Origin of the sequence: Bradyrhizobium sp. Ash2021 (genome assembly GCF_031202265.1) — a bacterium.
Classification (GTDB): domain Bacteria; phylum Pseudomonadota; class Alphaproteobacteria; order Rhizobiales; family Xanthobacteraceae; genus Bradyrhizobium.
The window spans coordinates 7,565,973-7,579,859 of record NZ_CP100604.1 but is presented as its reverse complement, the minus strand read 5'-3'; the positions used below and the strand labels follow the sequence as shown (position 1 = coordinate 7,579,859).

The following is a 13,887-nucleotide window of genomic DNA, read 5'->3' as shown; positions in this document are numbered from 1 at the left end:
TGAGTGTCGTAACGACCTGCACCCCTTCGACGCGCTTCGACCGCCCCTTAAGAACCAGACTTGTGAGCACTAGTTTGAGCGCGAATTTTTGCATCGTGCGCGACTTTGTGGCGGCGGACCAAGGGCCAAGGCACGGCCCTTGTTCCAAAGTCATTATTTGTCCCGAAGCTTCTCTGCCTTTGACTTGGATCAAACAAAAGTCGTGCCGGAGACGCATTTTTCCGATGGCTCTACCACTGCACATAACGTGTGCACTATGTGTGCACGGAGAGGCCGACTTGGCTTCCAATCCGAGCGAGAAGTTGAGGAGCATTTGCGACGCTCTTGCCGAGGCATCTCGCCTCGGAATCCATTCCGCGTACAAGGACTGGCCGATTTTAGCTGAAGCGTCTGTTTAACCTCACGCCTTCACCCGATATCGGCAATAACCTGCTTGAGCAGATCCCTTACTTGGCTGGCAACCTTTCCGAGGCCGGGGTTATCGACCGCACTCATCGATGCCACCGGGTCGACAGCTGAGATCTCCACCTTGTCGCCGTCGCGTTGCTGCACGACAACGTTGCAGGGGAGCATCGTCCCGATCGTGTCCTCCAGCGTCAGTGCTTCATACGCCATCTTTGGATTGCACGCTCCCAGGATGAGATAGGGCCGAAAATCGACGCCAATCTTCTTGTGCAAGGTATCTTTGACGTCGATTTGGGTGAGGACACCGAAGCCATGTCGCTTCAGTGCGTCAGTTGTTGCCGTGACTGCGGCGTCGAATGAAAGATTGACGGTCTTGGAGAAGTGATAGGTCATCGGAGGATACTTCTCTCAACGACCAAGCTCAAAACAGCCCGAGCGGCTTGGTGGAATAGCTGACCAGCAGGTTCTTGGTTTCCTGGTAGTGGTCGAGCATCATCCTGTGAGTCTCGCGGCCGAAGCCGGAGGCCTTGTAGCCGCCGAAGGCAGCATGGGCCGGATAGACGTGGTAGCAATTGGTCCAGACCCGGCCGGCCTGGATCGCCCGCCCGATGCGATAGGCGTTATTGCCATTGCGCGACCAAACGCCGGCGCCTAGGCCATAAACGGTGTCGTTGCCGATCCGAATGGCGTCGTCGACCGTCTTGAACGGCGCGACCGACAGCACCGGTCCGAAGATCTCCTCCTGGAAAATCCGCATTTTGTTATCCCCGGTGAAAACGGTCGGCCTGAGGAAATAGCCCTTCTCCAGATCCCCGCCGGGATAAGCCGGTCCGCCGCCGGTCACGCATTTGGCGCCTTCCTGCTTGCCGATCTCGATATAGCCAAGGATCTTGCTCAACTGTTCCTCGGACGCCTGCGCGCCCATCTGTGTGGTGGGATCCAGCGGATCGCCGACCTTGATCTTTGCGACGCGAGCAACCGCGCGTTCCATGAACTTGTCAAAGATCGATTCCTGGACAAGCGCGCGCGATGGGCAGGTGCAGACCTCGCCCTTGTTGAACGCGAAGAGGGTGAAGCCTTCCAACGCCTTGTCGAAGAACTCGTCATCGGCGTCCATCACGTCGGCAAGAAAAATGTTCGGCGACTTGCCGCCGAGTTCCATGGTCTGTGGGATCAGGTGTTCGGCCGCATATTGCATGATCTGCCGGCCGGTGGTCGTCTCGCCGGTGAAGGATACCTTGGAGATGCGTGGACTAACGGCGATCGCCTTGCCGACCGAACCGCCAGGACCGGTGACGACGTTCAAGACACCGGCGGGAAGGATGTCAGCCGTCAGGCCTGCGAGGATTAGCAGCGTCAGCGGTGTGTTCGAGGCGGGCTTGATCACCGTGCAGTTTCCGGCGGCAAGCGCAGGGGCAATTTTCCACGCAGCCATCAGCAGGGGGAAGTTCCACGGGATGATCTGGCCGACGACACCCAAGGGTTCCTTGAAATGGTAGGCGATGGTGTCTTCATCGATCGTAGAGATGGAGCCTTCCTCGGCGCGGATGCAGCCGGCGAAATAGCGGAAATGATCGATGGCGAGCGGCACGTCGGCGCCGCGCGTCTCGCGGATCGGCTTGCCGTTGTCGAGCGTCTCTGCAAGCGCAAGCAGTTCGAGGTTCTCCTCCATCCGATCGGCGATCTTGTTGAGCATCCTTGCCCGCTCGGCCGGCGAGACACGCGCCCACGCATCCTTGGCTCTGTGTGCGGCATCCAGTGCCAACTCCACGTCTTGCGCTGTTGATTTGGCCACGTCGACCAGACGTTCACCATTGATCGGGCTGTAATCGGTGAAATATTGCCCGTCGACGGGTGCCGCCCATTTGCCGCCGATGAAGTTGCCGTAGCGGGCCGGAACTTTGCCCTTAGAGCGAACGAGTTCAAATGCGTGATGAGACATGGCTTAGGTCCTTTGCTGAACGGGCGGCGCGCCTTTGATGGTGGGCATGACAACTTTATGTCGGGGTTCGATCTCAGACTTGATCTGGCTCAATCGCCAGGATCTTCGCGCAAGCCGACGCCACAAAGTCAGATCCGACCGCGTTCGGTTGATCTCGGTCAAATGCACATGCCGTCGACGTCTCTAGTTTGCCGCATCGACAAACAGGAGATTGGACGATGGCGAATATGATGAAGGCCGCGGTAGTGCACGCATTCGGCAAGCCGCTGGTGATCGAGGATGTAGCTGTCCCGGTTCCGGGTCCCGGTGAAGTACTGGTGAAGGTGATCGCATGCGGCGTCTGCCACACCGATCTGCATGCGGCGGAGGGCGATTGGCCGCTGAAGCCGAATCCGCCCTTTATTCCGGGGCATGAGGTAGCCGGCGTGATCGCCGCCCTCGGTCCGGGTGTGGCCGATTTGAAGGAAGGCGACCCGGTCGGTGTTGCGTGGCTGCACGACGCATGTACGCACTGCGAATATTGCGAGACCGGCTGGGAGACGCTCTGCGAGCGCCAGCACAACACCGGCTACAGCTGCGATGGCGGTTTTGCCGAATATGTCATCGCCGCAGCGCCATTCGTTGCCCGGCTGCCAGCGGGGGTGGATCTTGCTCAGATCGCGCCCATCCTTTGCGCTGGTGTCACCACCTACAAGGGACTGAAGGAAACGGAAGCTCGCCCCGGCGAATGGGTTGCGATCTCGGGCGTCGGTGGCTTGGGCCACGTGGCGATTCAATACGCCAAGGCGATGGGTCTCTATGTCGCGGCGCTTGACGTTGCTCCCGAAAAGCTGGCCCTGGCACGAGCGTCTGGCGCCGATCTCGCTGTCGACGCACGCTCACCGCATGCCGTGGCCGATGTTCTCAAGGCGACAAATGGAGGTGCCCATGGCGTGCTCGTGACGGCAGTTTCGCCTCCAGCCTTCAGTCAAGCGCTGCACCTTGTCCGCCGCAAGGGCACTGTGGCCCTGGTCGGTCTGCCGCCGGGCGATTTCCCGACCCCGATCTTCGATGTGGTGCTGAAGCGCATCACCGTCCGCGGCTCCATCGTCGGCACTCGCCGTGACCTAGGAGCCTGTCCGATAGTGGCTGTTCAATTCTGAGCGAGTCTGATTCAACCTTGGGCGATGAGCAAGTATTTTCGCCCCTGGAATATCGATCAGACGCTGCTTCTGCCGCCGAATGTGCAGGACTTCGTGCCGAAAGGCCATGTCTCGCGGTTTATCGTTGAACTGGTGCGGGAGAGCCTCGATCTCAAGGAGATCACGGGCAGCTATGTGAGCGGGCTCGGGCAGCCGCCGTTCGACCCGCGCATGATGGTGGCGCTTGTGCTGCACGGCTATGCGAGTGGGCTGTATTCATCGCGGCGGATCGCGAAGGCCTGCCGCGAACGGAATGATTTTGTAATGATTGTCGCGCTCGATCCGCCGGATTTTCGCACGATCAGCGACTTCCGCAAGCGGCATTTGAAGGCGCTCGGCGCACTGTTCCTGCAGGTTCTGAAGTTGTGCGAGACGGCAGGGCTGGTCAAACTCGGCCATGTCGCGCTTGATGGCACGAAGATCAAAGCGAACGCGTCGAAACATAAAGCGATGAGTTATGAGCGCATGAAGAAACGCGAGGCGGAATTGAAAGCCGAGGTCGCTCGCATGCTGGCGGCCGCTGAGGCGGCGGATGCTCAGGAGGACGAGACTTTCGGCAAAGACAAACGCGGCGACGAGCTGCCGGATTGGGCTGGCGACAAGGAGAAGCGGCTGGCGAAGATCCAGCAGGCGATGGCGGCGCTGGAGGCCGACGCCAGGCTGGCCGCGGAGGAAGAGCGTCGCATCGAGGCCGAAAAGGAACAGCAGCGCCAAGCCGAAGGCCGCAAGAAGCCGGGCAAACCGGCGGCGCCGGCATCGGACCAGCCTGATCCCAAGTCGCAACGCAACTTCACCGATCCGGAAAGCCGCATCATGAAGTCGAAGGATGGCTTCGTTCAGGCCTATAATGCACAGGCCGCCGTCGACGCAGGCGCCCAGATCATTGTCGCGCACGAACTGACGCAGTGCGGCAACGATCAGGGCCAGCTGGTGCCCTGATCGAGGCCATCGAGAACAATCTCGGCCGCACGCCGGAGCAGGCCTCAGCGGACTCCGGCTACTGCAGCGAATCCAATCTCGAAGCGCTCGAAGCACATCGCGTTGACGGCTATGTCGCGCCTGGACGCGCCAAGCACCCGACAGCCGCGAACGGAAAAATCGGCGGACCGCTGACCCAACGGATGCGAAAGAAGATCGACGATGGCGGCTTCGAAACGCCCTACCGATTGAGAAAGCAAGTGGTCGAACCGGTCTTCGGACAGATCAAACAGGCGCGCGGCTTCCGCCAGTTCCTGTTGCGGGGTGTCGAAAAAGTGCGTGCCGAGTGGGCCATGATCTGCACCGCCCACAACCTCCTGAAGCTGTTCACCCTCGCAAAGGCTGCCTGAGCCGGCTAACATGCCAATAAATGCCCGTCGCAGCACCTATCTGGACGGACTCCTAGATGAGGCGATTGCTTTCGCGGCCGCGGGGAAGGTGCATGCCGACGTCAGGAAGGCGCCGCTTGACGAGATCAACACGATCTTCGCCAATCTGAAGGCCGGCAAGATTGAGGGACGAATGGTACTGGATCTCACACAGGGCGTGGGGAGCCGGCCTTCCAAATCCGCGCTCGAAACCGCCTAGCCAGCCTCGACACGAGCGGCGTCAGATGGATGTCGCTCGTGTCGCCCGCTCTTCGCGTAGCAGGCTCAAGATCAAAGCTGGGCGAGACCTCGTTGTGGTATGAAGCCGGTATGTCTCACGTTCATCAAGACCGTCGCGGCCTCCTGATGGCGCTGACCGCCGGAGCAGGATCCGTCGCGATCGGCGGCGCAACCGCGCTTGTGATGAATGCCCAACGGCGCTCTGGTTACGAGGATGCCATCAACTCCACCTGGCGGCACAGCGACCGCACAGACCTGCCATTGTCGTGGGCCCGGCGCGAGCTTGTCCGTTACGCAAGCCTGGCCGCAAACAGCCATAACACGCAGCCCTGGCAATTTCGGCTCTCGGATCGCTCCATCCTCGTGCTGTCAGATCTCAGCCGTCGCTTGCCCTCCGTCGACCCCGACGATCATCACCTGTTCGCCAGTCTCGGCTGCGCCGTCGAGAATATGATTCAAGCGGCTCGCGCGTTTGGGCTTCGCGCTGTTCCAAGCTATGACCCTGTTGCGCGCGGGATACGGGTCGAACTGGACACCGCGCCGCCTGAACGGACGGACCTGTTCGACGCTATCCCGCGTCGTCAATCGACGCGCGCCGTCTATGACGGGCGGGCGGTCCCGCCCGAGCATCTCCGGCTGCTGGAAGCCGCAGGGAATGGCGAGGGTGTGCGGATGCTGCTTTTCACGGAGCGACAGCAACGTGAAGATATCCTTTCCTATCTCGTCGCCGGCAATAGTGCCCAAATGGATGATGTCGCATTCGTGCACGAATTGAGAACGTGGATTCGATTCAGCTACGGCGAGGCCATCTCGACGCGAGACGGCCTGTTTTCGAAATCCACCGGCAGTCCTGCCCTGCCGGGCTGGATCGGCCGTTTGATTTTCAGTGCGGTGTTCACGAAGACCGCGGAGAACAGCAAGTATGAGAGCCAACTCCGGAGTTCGGCCGGTGTCGCCGTGTTCGTGTCGGACAGGAATGAACCGGCCGGCTGGGTCGAAGTCGGTCGTTGCTGCCAGCGGCTTGCCCTTCAGGCGACAGCCCTGCGACTTCGGCATGCCTTCATCAATCAACCGGTCGAGGTCGCCGCCGTGCGGGGGCAATTCGCCACATATCTCGGCATCGACGGACGTCGCCCGGATCTCGTGATGAGGTTTGGCTATGGTCCCGAGTTACCCAAATCGCTCCGTCGTCCGGTCGAGCAGGTCATTCTCGAGGCCTGAGCTCATCATGCATATTGCGACTTGTCTGGCGTCGCGAGAGGAGACGCATCGGGCGATGCCGGCCGATTGGCTCGTGCCAGCCCCGATGGGGACTGTCACTCATGCGGTAACGATCAACGCTCCGCCGGAGCGCGTCTGGCCTTGGCTGGCGCAGATGGGCGCCGGCCGCGCCGGCTGGTATAGCTACGACTGGATCGACAACGGTGGCCATCCGAGCGCCAACTTCATCCGGCCGGAGTACCAGCATGTCGCGCAAGGTGACGTCATGCCGGCAACCCCGGGCATGACGGACGCATTCTGCGTGACCACGGTCCGACCGCCGCACGATCTGGTCCTGACGGTGCCGAAGGCGACCGGTGGCCACCAGGTGAGCTGGGAGTTTCTGCTGGAGCCGCTGGATCACCAACGCACCCGCCTCATCGTACGCGGACGGATCTCGCGGCGCTGGCCAGGTTCGATTCGGGAGCGCTCCCGCCCACCGGGCCGCCTTATTCTCATCGAGCGGATCTACGCAATATTGGCGCACACCCCGCGGCCACTTATGCTGGCTGCTGCCGGCTTCGGCCATTACATCATGCAAGCTCGGATGCTGAGAGGCATCAAGCGTCGTGCGGAAAGCGTGACAGCAGGCATCGGATCGTGCCGTAGGTTTTGGTGGCCTGGACGATGAGGGCAGGGAGGGGCGCGGGTGCAAGGGCCTCGATGGCGTCACGCTCCGGCACCTCTTCACCATGTACCGTGCTATTTGCCCACGACCAACAAGGTTAGCGCTGAAGGACGATCATCACTTTGAGAATGCAGGCGCTTTCATCGCGGATCGATTTGCCAGGCTGGTCTCGAATTGCGTGAATGCCTCCAACGCGTGGCTTGCGTACATGACCGACGGGCCGGCGCCCATATAGATCGCCATTCCTAGTGTCTCACCAACCTCATCTCTCGTGGCGCCTTGTTCCACCGCGGCTTTGACGTGAAAGGCGATGCAGTCGTCACATCGCACGGCCACGGCTATGCCGAGCGCAATCAGTTCCTTGGTCTTCATATCCAGCGCCTTCGAAGCGGTCGCCGCTTGAGCAATGCCCGCGAATGCCTTCATGACATCAGGGGCTCCGCCGCGCAAATTACGAAGAAGGGCGCTCAATTCTGTGGTCAATTGCGGCCAATTGTTCATCGGTCTGCCTTGTCGTCTGCGGGATCGCCGCTATCAATAACTTTGACAGCAAAGCACGCAGGCGACATTGCGATGGATCAACGCTTCGGCTGTGATGTATGTCCGGTCTAAACGGGCGGTCTCAACCGATCGACGCAACACTTTATCTTAGAGGGAAAAGATGGAGTGTAGGATGGAACGGAGATTTCATAGAGGTTTTACCGCGGCAGAAAAGACGGAGTTATGGGACCGTTGGAAGCGCGGGGAGTCATTGAAGGCGATCGGGCGAGCTTTTGGTAAGCAGTCATCGTCGATCTATTTTCTGGTTGCCCCGCATGGAGGGTTTCGTCCTGCGGAGCGGCGTCGCTCCAGGTTGGCATTGACGCTTGCGGAACGCGAGGTGATTTCCAGAGGCGTTACCGCACGTCGATCGGCCCGGTCGATCGCCAAACTGCTTGGCCGCTCGCCCTCGACGGTGAGCCGTGAAATGAGCCGCAATGGCGGCTGTGATCGCTACCGGGCGACAGTTGCGGACGAGAATGCCTGGGCACGATCACGTCGTCCAAAATGTTGTAAATTGGCGATCAATTCGCGGCTTCGGCAGGCCGTGGCAGGGAAACTCAGATTGGATTGGTCACCCGAGCAGATAGCCGGTTGGCTGAAGAGAACGCATCCTGAAGATGAGTATAATCAGGTGTCACACGAGACCATCTATCGCAGCCTGTTTGTCCAAGCGCGCGGCGTGCTCAAGAAAGAGCTGCTTCGCCATCTTCGATCGAAGCGCTCGATGCGTCGCTCCAGACCGGTTGATCCGAATGGCGATAGACGGGGACATATGAAGGATGCCGTCTCAATCCGTCAGCGACCGGCTGCGGTTGAAGATAGGGCGGTGCCTGGCCATTGGGAGGGCGATCTGCTGTCCGGGCCGAACAACACCTACATCGCGACCTTGGTCGAGCGTCAAACGCGTTACGTGATGTTGGCCAAGGTGGCAGGCAAGGACACCCGGACGGTTGTCACCGCGCTGATCAAGCAGGCGAAGAAGCTACCAAAAGAGCTGTATAAGTCCCTGACCTGGGACCGGGGCAAGGAACTGACGGATCATCGGCGCTTTACGTTGGCGACCAACATCGATGTCTATTTTTGCGACCCGCAAAGCCCGTGGCAGCGCGGGTCGAACGAGAATACCAATGGCCTGCTGAGACAGTACTTTCCAAAGGGCACCGACTTGTCGGTGCATTCGCAAGCCCATCTGAACAAAGTGGCTCGTCAGCTAAACGAACGACCACGTGAGACCTTGCAATTTGAAACACCAGCAGAGAGATTTAACGCCTGTGTTGCGTCGACCGGTTGAGCCGGCAACCATTGAAGAGCGAGTCCTAGGACGGTTCCCGTCGCGGGAAGAGCAATAAGAAACGGTTGAAGCGGAAGTGCAGGCCGGGCAAGCCGACGTCTATTGAGACATCAGTACCAGACATGACCGGTGTCCAATCGACGGATAAGGCGAGGCAAAAATCCCATCCGTGCCACCGCCAGAATCGACCGCGTCCTTCGCCGGAATCGAACTTCGCTTTTTGGTCGTCGCTTCGCGACGTACAGAATGCCTCGAGTGCCGGCAGGATCGTCTTGACCGCCGACGACATTGCATCGAGACGTGTGTCCATCGCCTGGATTTGGCCGATCAAGGTAGAAGGAAGCCGAGGCCCGTGTGGGGCGCGGATTTCCATCGGACAGACCGTCGAGGAAATTGCTTCCGCCGGTAGTGTCCAAGCTGACGCTACACATTGTTGCGGCGGCCGAAAGAACGGCCTATTCTTAAGAAAACGACCTTGGCGCACACCGAGGCCTTTGACAGCGGGAGAAAGCCACGTGAGCCGAACCGATGATCGGTTCAGCAATTCGTCTAGCGTTGTTGTCGCTCAGTCGAAAGCGATCACGGCGACCTCTGCCGTGGCGGAGATCGTCGCGCAATTGCCGTCCGACAGCCTCGCGTTGGTTCTACTTTTTGTGTCGCCCTGGTACGACCCGCATGAATTTATCGCCGAATTTGCCAGGTTTTCCGAACACAGCAACGTATTTGGCTGCACGACAGCCGGCGAACTCGCGCCCGACGGCTGGGGAGACAACAGCGTCGTCGCGCTAGGATTCGAAGCGCGGGACTTTGTCGTCGTTGCGCGGCCGTTTTCCGATCTCGCTAACTTCCGGGTTGAGGAGGGCCGCAGCCTCGGCACCGAATTGCGTCAGGAGCTGGCTCGATGCGCGCCAGAGATCCCGGATCAAAATTCCTTTGGTCTGTTGCTGATCGATGGCTTATGCCAGCGCGAAGAAGCGGTGATGTCCTCGATCTATGCCTCGCTCGATGACATCCCGGTGGTCGGCGGATCTGCCGGCGATGGACTTCGATTTGAAAAAACCTGGGTATTTTACGACGGCCAGGCGCATACCGACGCAGCCGTTCTGATCCTGCTTAAGACCTCATTGCCGTTCCGGCTTTTCAAGTGCGACAATTTTGAGCCGACTTCAATGAAGATGGTGGTGACGGAGGCCGATATCGAGTGCCGGGTCGTGAAGGAGATCAACGCCGAGCCCGCTGCCGAAGAATATTCCCGCGCTGTCGGCCTCATTGATACCAAGCTCGATGCGTTTTCGTTCGCCTCGCATCCTGTCCTCGTGCGAGTTGGCGGCGCCTACTACGCACGTTCGATTCAGCGGATGAACCCGGACGGGTCACTTAGTTTTTTCTGCGCCATCGACGAGGGAATGGTTCTTACCGCGGCCAAGCCGCGCAACCCTATCGGCGCCGCACTGGATCTATTTGCTGAAACGCGTGACGAAATTGGTGAAGTTTCGCTTTACCTCGGCTTCGAATGCGTACTTCGGCGTCTGGATGCCGAACAGCATCAGTTTGCGCGTGACATGTCGGAGCTTTATCGCGAGAATCGGGTCGTCGGATTTCATGGCTACGGTGAGCAATACCGGTCGATGCATGTAAACCAGACATTGACCGGCGTCGCGATCGGCAAGAGGGCGCAATCAGCATGAATGCACAGACTTACAGCTCGATGGAGGCGCTGCAGCTAGAGACGACAAAGCTCAAAAAGATCAATGCTGCTTTGATGTCGCGGGTCGAGCGGTCGGTCGACCAGCAGTTCAACGCATTTTCCCTGTTTGAGACGGCTATTGCGCTCGACCGGCAAGTTCTCGAACGAACGCGACAGCTTCAGGAAGCCCTGCGCTCGATTGAACGCTCTAATCAGGAGTTATTTCGGGCCAAACAGCAAGCAGAAGCGGCAAGCTCCCTGAAATCCTCCGTATTGATTTCCGTAACGCACGATCTGTTGCAGCCGTTGAATGCCGCGAGATTGACGCTTTCGAGTTTGGCAGAAATGAGCGGTTCGCAGCAGGGGATCGCGCTTATTGAGCAGGTCGACAGGTCACTGCTCACTCTTGAGGGTCTGCTCAGGACATTGCTTGATATATCGAAGCTGGACGCCGGCATGCTTAAGCCCGAGGTGCGGCCCGTTCTGGTCTCGTCGATATTCGAACCGCTCAAGCAGGAATTTGTCACCCTTGCGGCAAAGCGAGGTTTGTTGCTCCGAATACTGCCGACATCGGAGGCGGTAGTGTCTGATCCACTCATGTTGCGCCGGATTCTGCAGAATCTTCTGGCGAACGCACTAAGGTACACGCCGAAAGGGGGAGTGCTGATGGGGTGCAGACGGCAGGGCGAGAATGTCTGCATTCAGGTTCATGATACCGGACCTGGAATTCCTGAAGCCCAACGCCATGCCATTTTTCTGGAGTTCCAGCGTGGAGAGGCGGGGGTCGGCGATCAGGCCGGGTTCGGGCTTGGCCTCTCGATCGTGCGGCGCTTCGCGTCGGAACTCGGTCATGAAATCCAGCTCACCTCGCGACTGGGACATGGCTCGATATTTTCCGTCGCACTACCTCGCGCCGGTTCCGCAGAGCTCTCGGAAATTGAACATGAGACTCAATATGCGAATGTTCATCACAGCGGGCTCGAAGGAGCAAAGATTCTTCTGGTTGAAAATGACCCCTTCAGCGCCGAGGCGATGGCGCTCCTGCTGGAAAGGTGGGGATGTGATGTAGCAACGACAACATCCGCAGCAGACGGGCTCGAACGAATTAGGGCATTGGGGAACGTTCCGGACGCCATCATTGCCGATCTCCATCTCGACAATGGTGAGAACGGATTGGCTGCCGTCGAGGCGATACGCCAACAAATCAAGTTCGAAATACCGGCTTTGATCGTGACTGCGGACTATTCGGCGGCCGCAGCAAAAGAGGCTGCAATCTACGGTCTCGAGCTTCTAAAGAAGCCGGTTCGGCCGGCCGAATTGCGCTCGCTTTTGTCGTTCTTATTGCCGACAGAATAACGTCCGATTGGCGGATCGCCTGCAGGCAAGGCTGTCCTTGTGCCGGTCACATTCATCTGGCCGCTTTCCTGATTCTTGACCGCAGGCCCGCCGGTTAGGTTGATGAAGTCGATCTTCGAGACCTCGATGATCGCCTTGGAGCGGCTTGGCACCTTGAGCTTTCGCAGTACCTCCGACACATGCACCTTTACGGTTGTCTCGCAGATTCCCAGCTGGTAGGCGATTTGCTTGTTCTGCAGTCCGCCCCTCAACATATCCAGAACACGTAGTTGCTGCGGGGTGAGGTCGCGAATGCGTTGTAAAAGCTCACGAATATCCGATTTCGTCTGTCTGCCTTTGGTTGCTTTCTGAATACACTTGGGCAGATAAATCGACCCTCGCAGGACCTCGTTGATGGAGTGCGCCAGCTCCCGCTTCGATATTGATTTCGGAATGTAGGCGGATACGCCGAGCGACAAGACACTGTTGACGATCTGCGGATGTTCGTGGACCGAAATGACGACAATGGGAGTTTTGGGGAAGGAGTTACGGATCTGAATCAACCCCGAAAGTCCGCTCGTACCGGGCATCGATAGATCCAGCAGAATGAGATCTACTTGGTCAGCGGAAGAAAGTACGTCGAGCGCCCCGTCGACCGATGTCGCCTGAAGGATTTCAGCTTCGGCGCTCGCGAGGCAAACGGCGCCCTCCAGCGCCTCGCGAAATAGCGGATGATCCTCGACGATCAGAAAACGGGTCGGGCCCCGATCATCCCTCCGCCGTGGTTCCGAATGCGGTAGACGTTGTCCCAGCATCGCTGTTCATCTCTCCCTAGGATGAATTCCTGGCAACGTTACATTGCCGAGTCTCGCGGTCCGCAACGGAACTTCAAGCATTTTTCTGCCATCGTGCCAGATGGAGCCGCAAAGCGCCGGCTATTGGGGGCTGGCAATTTTTCTGTAGGGTAGTCCTCTTCGGGGGGACCTTTTTGATCAAGGTCAAGCCCGGGAACAGGGAGAATCTGCCGTTGCCGGGACAATACTCCGCGAGAAGGACTGCTGCGCAGTACGATCATTGCTGGGGAACTTCCCGGAAAACCCGGCTAAAGAGCGCCCTGAAGCAACGTTTGAGTGGATTTTGCCAGCCGGTGGGAGATCCCGGGACGGTCTCCGGCTGGATCCTCTGGGGCAGGACAGGCTATCTTCACGCCGCGCCATCCAAGACCAAAATATGGCTCGTCGATGTTCTGACGAGCAACGGGAGCCTGGCCGCGTGATGCTGCCGGCAGAAACTTAGGCCTTGAGCTTCGAACGATTCTTCGCGACCGGCAAATTGAGTCTGCCAAGTTCAATGATGGCTTTGTTTCGGCTAAACAGCTTGAGCTTGCGCAGGATCTCCGTGACGTGCGCCTTGACAGTTGATTCAGCGAGCTTGAGCTCGGTTGCGATTTGTTTGTTCTGAAGGCCACCCCGGATCAGCCCCAGGACGCGAAGCTGCTGCGGCGTCAGCTCTTGCAGCCGCATGCGCAGTGCTTCGGTGGCATTGGTATCGGTTACGCCACTCGATGGTGCGAACCCCTTGGGCACTGCGACGGACCCGCTTAAGACAAGCTCGATCGCGAGGGCAAGCTCGCTCTTCGATGTTGATTTGGGCAGATAACCGGCGGCGCCGAGCGTAAGGGCTTCGCGGATCACCTGCCTGTCTTCATCATTCGAAACGATCGCGACCGGCAATCTGGGATAGTTTTCGCGCAGTCGCAGAAAGCCGGAAAAACCAGTCGCGTCGGGCAACGACAAGTCGAGCAGGGCGAGGTCTATTCCCGCATTCACCGAAAGAACCTGAAGCGCGCGTTCGATCGACATTGCCTCGAAAATCTGGGCATCCGGATGAGTCATGCGGACAGCATTGCCAAGCGCCTCGCGAAACAGCGGATGATCGTCGATAATCAAGAAGCTGACCATTTGCTGCTCCGACGCAAACGACCGGATCGGCCGATGGCATATCCCGCCGGAATGTGCCCCGAAAATCC

The 13,887-nt window shown here is 58.9% G+C and carries 12 protein-coding genes and 2 pseudogenes; 8 read left to right on the top strand and 6 right to left on the bottom strand.

Annotated elements, in window-relative coordinates:
* Nucleotides 1-408: 408 nt before the first annotated feature.
* Entirely contained in the window at nt 409-798 is a 390-nt protein-coding gene (locus tag NL528_RS36465) for a DUF302 domain-containing protein (RefSeq protein WP_309179210.1), read from the bottom strand.
* A 28-nt stretch (nt 799-826) separates the two neighbouring features.
* Nucleotides 827-2,347: an aldehyde dehydrogenase family protein gene (locus tag NL528_RS36460; protein WP_309179209.1), complete on the bottom strand. Its 1,521-nt coding sequence runs from the start codon at nt 2,345-2,347 to the stop codon at nt 827-829.
* 218 nt (nt 2,348-2,565) lie between these two features.
* Between NL528_RS36460 and NL528_RS36455 the strand changes: the two genes are divergently transcribed.
* The 5 genes and pseudogenes from NL528_RS36455 to NL528_RS36435 all read left to right on the top strand — a co-directional run bounded on the left by NL528_RS36455 (nt 2,566) and on the right by NL528_RS36435 (nt 7,005).
* The gene (locus NL528_RS36455; RefSeq protein WP_309179208.1) at nt 2,566-3,489 is read left to right on the top strand and encodes a zinc-dependent alcohol dehydrogenase; all 924 of its coding nucleotides are present in this window, start codon (nt 2,566-2,568) and stop codon (nt 3,487-3,489) included.
* A 24-nt stretch (nt 3,490-3,513) separates the two neighbouring features.
* A pseudogene (locus NL528_RS36450) lies at nt 3,514-4,856 on the top strand (IS1182 family transposase).
* 52 nt (nt 4,857-4,908) lie between these two features.
* A pseudogene (locus NL528_RS36445) lies at nt 4,909-5,094 on the top strand (zinc-dependent alcohol dehydrogenase); the annotation flags it as partial.
* A 146-nt stretch (nt 5,095-5,240) separates the two neighbouring features.
* Nucleotides 5,241-6,335: an Acg family FMN-binding oxidoreductase gene (locus NL528_RS36440; RefSeq protein WP_309179207.1), complete on the top strand. Its 1,095-nt coding sequence runs from the start codon at nt 5,241-5,243 to the stop codon at nt 6,333-6,335.
* Nucleotides 6,336-6,390: 55 nt separating this feature from the next.
* On the top strand, nt 6,391-7,005 hold the full coding sequence (locus NL528_RS36435; RefSeq protein ID WP_309179206.1) for an SRPBCC family protein: 615 nt from the start codon (nt 6,391-6,393) through the stop codon (nt 7,003-7,005).
* A 114-nt stretch (nt 7,006-7,119) separates the two neighbouring features.
* Here NL528_RS36435 and NL528_RS36430 read toward each other — a convergent pair whose 3' ends face one another.
* Nucleotides 7,120-7,503 (bottom strand): carboxymuconolactone decarboxylase family protein, encoded by a 384-nt coding sequence (locus tag NL528_RS36430; protein WP_309179205.1) that lies wholly within the window; start codon nt 7,501-7,503, stop codon nt 7,120-7,122.
* 172 nt (nt 7,504-7,675) lie between these two features.
* Between NL528_RS36430 and NL528_RS36425 the strand changes: the two genes are divergently transcribed.
* Entirely contained in the window at nt 7,676-8,836 is a 1,161-nt protein-coding gene (locus NL528_RS36425; protein WP_309179204.1) for an IS30 family transposase, read from the top strand.
* Between the two features lie 25 nt (nt 8,837-8,861).
* On the opposite strand, the gene NL528_RS36420 is transcribed toward NL528_RS36425, so the two are convergent.
* Entirely contained in the window at nt 8,862-9,167 is a 306-nt protein-coding gene (locus NL528_RS36420) for a hypothetical protein (protein ID WP_309179203.1), read from the bottom strand.
* 184 nt (nt 9,168-9,351) lie between these two features.
* Here NL528_RS36420 and NL528_RS36415 point away from each other — a divergent pair, with 184 nt between their 5' ends.
* Together NL528_RS36415 and NL528_RS36410 are read left to right on the top strand one after the other, a co-directional pair.
* Entirely contained in the window at nt 9,352-10,524 is a 1,173-nt protein-coding gene (locus NL528_RS36415) for an FIST N-terminal domain-containing protein (protein ID WP_309179202.1), read from the top strand.
* Nucleotides 10,521-11,879, top strand: a complete 1,359-nt coding sequence (locus tag NL528_RS36410) for an ATP-binding protein (protein WP_309179201.1) — start codon at nt 10,521-10,523, stop codon at nt 11,877-11,879. Before NL528_RS36415 ends, NL528_RS36410 begins: the two co-directional genes overlap by 4 nt.
* Here the strand turns inward: NL528_RS36410 and NL528_RS36405 are convergent.
* Together NL528_RS36405 and NL528_RS36400 are read right to left on the bottom strand one after the other, a co-directional pair.
* Nucleotides 11,798-12,673 carry a response regulator transcription factor gene (locus NL528_RS36405; protein ID WP_309179200.1) on the bottom strand — a complete coding sequence of 292 codons (876 nt, stop codon included), beginning with the start codon at nt 12,671-12,673 and terminating at the stop codon, nt 11,798-11,800. The genes NL528_RS36410 and NL528_RS36405 overlap by 82 nt on opposite strands.
* Before the next feature lie 477 nt (nt 12,674-13,150).
* A complete protein-coding gene (locus NL528_RS36400; RefSeq protein WP_309179199.1) occupies nt 13,151-13,819 on the bottom strand; it encodes a response regulator transcription factor in 669 nt (222 codons plus the stop codon).
* Nucleotides 13,820-13,887: the final 68 nt, after the last annotated feature.

Coding starts and splice junctions, on each gene's coding strand:
- NL528_RS36410 (WP_309179201.1), top strand. CDS start 10,521: ATGAATGCACAGACTTACAGCTCGATGGAGGCGCTGCAGCTAGAGACG.
- NL528_RS36435 (WP_309179206.1), top strand. CDS start 6,391: ATGCCGGCCGATTGGCTCGTGCCAGCCCCGATGGGGACTGTCACTCAT.
- NL528_RS36460 (WP_309179209.1), bottom strand. CDS start 2,347: ATGTCTCATCACGCATTTGAACTCGTTCGCTCTAAGGGCAAAGTTCCG.
- NL528_RS36430 (WP_309179205.1), bottom strand. CDS start 7,503: ATGAACAATTGGCCGCAATTGACCACAGAATTGAGCGCCCTTCTTCGT.
- NL528_RS36425 (WP_309179204.1), top strand. CDS start 7,676: ATGGAACGGAGATTTCATAGAGGTTTTACCGCGGCAGAAAAGACGGAG.
- NL528_RS36440 (WP_309179207.1), top strand. CDS start 5,241: ATGGCGCTGACCGCCGGAGCAGGATCCGTCGCGATCGGCGGCGCAACC.
- NL528_RS36455 (WP_309179208.1), top strand. CDS start 2,566: ATGGCGAATATGATGAAGGCCGCGGTAGTGCACGCATTCGGCAAGCCG.
- NL528_RS36400 (WP_309179199.1), bottom strand. CDS start 13,819: ATGGTCAGCTTCTTGATTATCGACGATCATCCGCTGTTTCGCGAGGCG.
- NL528_RS36405 (WP_309179200.1), bottom strand. CDS start 12,673: ATGCTGGGACAACGTCTACCGCATTCGGAACCACGGCGGAGGGATGAT.
- NL528_RS36465 (WP_309179210.1), bottom strand. CDS start 798: ATGACCTATCACTTCTCCAAGACCGTCAATCTTTCATTCGACGCCGCA.